Annotated in this window: 1 pseudogene; it reads left to right on the top strand. The window is 56.1% G+C overall.

The features are described from left to right. Positions 1 to 146: 146 nt before the first annotated feature. A pseudogene (locus ACOCD2_RS22265) lies at positions 147 to 938 on the top strand (transposase); the annotation flags it as partial.

Raw genomic sequence — 938 nt, 5'->3', positions numbered from 1 at the left:
AAAGCTCACTCATCAAAGCGGAGAAGAACCAACTCAACAGCACATCAAGGAGCCTCAAATGACTTCGACCCCCGCTTTTTCCACCACTGATCGCACCACACTGGAGAAGATCATTTAAGAACATCTATACGCCCATAAGATAAATATTGGCTTCAGCGGCCTTTCTTCAGAAAGCACGGTGCTCCGAGCAGGATTTCACCCGTCATCGTGCCTTGCCATTGCCTCAGTTGGTCACCTTGCTGCTTAATCTGCGCAAGGGAACCCATCGGGACGAACCCGACCCATTTTTTGAAACGATCACCGGTGACCCGCTGGCCGGTGCGCCGGTATCGGAAGCGGCTTTCTGCCGTGCCCGGAAAAAGCTCAAGCCCGAAGCGCTGGTTCGATTGAACGATGCCCTGTTAGATTCGGCCAATGAGCAGATTGCACTGCGGCGTTGGCAAGGGTTTCGTGTACTGGCGGTGGATGGCTCTACCGCTCGATTGCCCAATACTCCGGCCATTGCGGATTATTTTGGTAAGCCGCGTGGCAGTGGTGTGCCCCTGGCACGCTTCTCCCGACTCCATGATGTGCTGAATGGGCAAACCATTCAGGCGGACATGGTGCCGTATGCGACCGGTGAGCGTGAGCTGGCCAGTGAGTACCTGCTGTTTTCTCAGCCGGACGACCTGTTCCTTTATGACAGAGGTTACCCGGCCTTTTGGCTGTTTGCCTTTCATGCGGTGGAGCAACGACATTACTGTGCTCGGGTGCGGCATAATTTTCATTCTGAAGTCCAGGCTTTTGTGCATGATGGCGTCAAGGAGCGTATCGTCTCCCTGACCCCCAGTGCGGCCAGTGCGCGGCAGTGTCGCGAGGGCTATCTGCCCACCGAGCCGTTGCAGGCGCGCCTGATCCGAGTGGAGCTGGAGAGTGGCGAGGTCGAAGTGCTGATCACT

Source organism: Thiolapillus sp. (genome assembly GCF_048562965.1).
In the GTDB taxonomy this organism is placed as follows: Bacteria; Pseudomonadota; Gammaproteobacteria; order Chromatiales; family Chromatiaceae; genus Thiolapillus; species Thiolapillus brandeum_A.
This window is presented reverse-complemented; position numbering and strand designations above follow the sequence as displayed.